Annotated in this window: 3 protein-coding genes; all 3 read left to right on the forward strand. The window is 35.2% G+C overall.

Translation table 11 applies throughout. The features are described from left to right. Positions 1–51: 51 nt before the first annotated feature. The 3 genes from E1176_RS02200 to E1176_RS02210 all read left to right on the forward strand — a co-directional run bounded on the left by E1176_RS02200 (position 52) and on the right by E1176_RS02210 (position 2,155). Complete coding sequence (locus tag E1176_RS02200) at positions 52–429, forward strand: hypothetical protein (RefSeq protein WP_155208941.1); 378 nt, start codon at positions 52–54, stop codon at positions 427–429. 210 nt (positions 430–639) lie between these two features. Further along, positions 640–1,770, forward strand: a complete 1,131-nt coding sequence (locus E1176_RS02205) for a tetratricopeptide repeat protein (RefSeq protein WP_155208942.1) — start codon at positions 640–642, stop codon at positions 1,768–1,770. A 19-nt stretch (positions 1,771–1,789) separates the two neighbouring features. Then, the gene (locus E1176_RS02210; protein WP_155208943.1) at positions 1,790–2,155 is read left to right on the forward strand and encodes a DUF7674 family protein; all 366 of its coding nucleotides are present in this window, start codon (positions 1,790–1,792) and stop codon (positions 2,153–2,155) included. Positions 2,156–2,359 lie beyond the last annotated feature (204 nt).

The raw sequence follows: 2,359 nt of genomic DNA on the forward strand, positions 1-2,359 counted from the left end.
AAGTATAGTGCATTAATGTTATAGTGAACTAATAAATATAACTTGAATCAAATGGAACCGAAACAAAGACACGGATGCGTAACAGCATGGCTAGTTTTAATGATCATCGCAAACTCACTAACAGCTGTATCCTATCTATTTATAAGTGATACCATATCGCAGAACTTACCCGAACCAATACCCCAACCTATGATAATAACACTTGCCATCTTGTCAATAGTGAATCTTGTCTTAGCAATTATGTTATTTCAATGGAAAAAATGGGCTTTCTGGGCTTTTGCTGGAACAAGTTTGATAGCTCTTGTCATTAACTTCTCATTGGGACTAGGTATTGGAACGTCATTATTCGGGCTAGTTGGACTTGCAATTCTATACGGAATACTTCAAATCAAAAAAGATGGAGTAACTGCATGGCAGAACCTTGAATAACGAGGACAAAGCTCATAACATTATGCATGAAGGCATGTGCTTGGGTGGTTTCTACAAAATACAACTGATCTCAACCGTGAATCTGCCACCAAGAAGGGTTAGTACTATTTGGAGACTTCACCTTTCGGGAATTTTTCACTTCGCAACGCAGTGCATTCTACAAACCTTGGAAGCACCGGTAGACTTCACTACTTTAGTGCTATCCACTAAGTGAAGGTAAATGTAAATACATGGACATCACCAACAATTGCCCGAAAACAAATGATGATGAAGAATATAATAATATCATTGATAATTTTATGTCCACTTCTTGCAAATGGGCAATCTGAAAAGGATAAAAACAAAGCCGAAGAGATTGGATTAAAAGCAATTAAAATAGTGGATGAAGGAGATTACAACAAGGCTGTAACTCTTTTGCTCAAAGCTCAGAAACTTGATCCAAACAGATTTGACTACCCATATGAAATTGGCTATGCTCTCTATCAGTCAAAGCTATATGAACAGACAATTAAATGGTTAAAACCTCTAATGAGTCATCCTGATGCAACAGATGTTTTATACCAGTTATTAGGAAACGCCTATGACGAGTTGGAACATCGGGACAGCGCAATTTGGAGTTATAAAAAAGGAATAGAAAAATACCCACATAGTGGCAAATTATTTTTAGAATCTGGAATAGTCGAATACAGAAAAGAAAACTACGATCGAGCTGTTCAATATTGGGAAGATGGAATTAGAGCAGAACCTAATTTTTCATCTAATTACTTTTGGCTTGGAAGAATCCTTTCGGATTCAAACTTTAAAATATGGAGCTTAATGTATGGTGAAATTTTCATGTTCCTAGAACCTAACACCAATAGAACTCAAGAAATGAGCAAAATTCTATATAATGTATACAACACTTCTATTGAATTCGAAACTGATACTTCATCGCAGGTGTCGTTAAATAATCAAATAGTAATTATAGCTGACGAATTTGCCGAAAATCCTAAAATTCCATTTGAATTGAATTTTGAAGCTCTTTTTACATTAGCTTGTGCCCCAGATTCATCAAGAACAAAAAAAGACTTGGACATCTACATGTTTTCAGAAATTCGACAAGACTTCAGTGAATATTGGAATCAAAAAGACTTTGAGCCAAATGCCGTGTTTGACTTTCATAAAAGCATGATTAAAAATGCCGTGTTTGATGCTTATAATTATTGGCTATTGATGATGGGAGATATTGAAAATTACAAGTCTTGGTTTAACAGCAATGGCCAAGAATTCGAGGAATTTGCTGCATATTTCAATGATAACAGACCAACATTTAATAACAAGAATTTAGTCATTAGGAAGTAAACTGTGCACAACACCAACCATGACTGGACATAAATATTTTGACTCATTGATTGACGTATTTCCTACCCTAAAAACTGACATTGTAGAAGATGATTCTATTTACTTTAGGATGGAACGCTTTGCCAATTATACAAATGAACAGATTAAGTCTAAAAACTTGACCGAACTCAACAGATGTTTTGACTTTCAAGAGTCCCAACTTGACACTATGGATTCTGACTTAGAAAATGCGTTGTTAGTTTCATATTGTGAAGCTTTACTTCTCGGAGAATATGCAAATGAAATGGATGTAATTGTAAAACTTATGCCTCCAAAGCTTAAACTAAAATTCATGGAATATGAAGTCTATTACCACAACTTGTTCAATTCCTATTCTGACAAATAGTTTAACAACCGTATCGCTTTCCTCACCCTAAGAGTCACCTGCAAGGGACTCTGTGACCAGTCTTAATTTGATTCGACAGACCACTCGAAGACGAATAGATGATAACCCTCTGCATAAAGGTTTACCAAGCCTCGAAGGCTTAGTAAACCTAAGTCTATATGGACATTTATTTTATATATTAGTGCACGTTAATAGTAAGTATAG

It is taken from the genome of Fulvivirga aurantia, assembly GCF_009711475.1.
Lineage (GTDB): Bacteria > Bacteroidota > Bacteroidia > Cytophagales > Cyclobacteriaceae > Fulvivirga > Fulvivirga aurantia.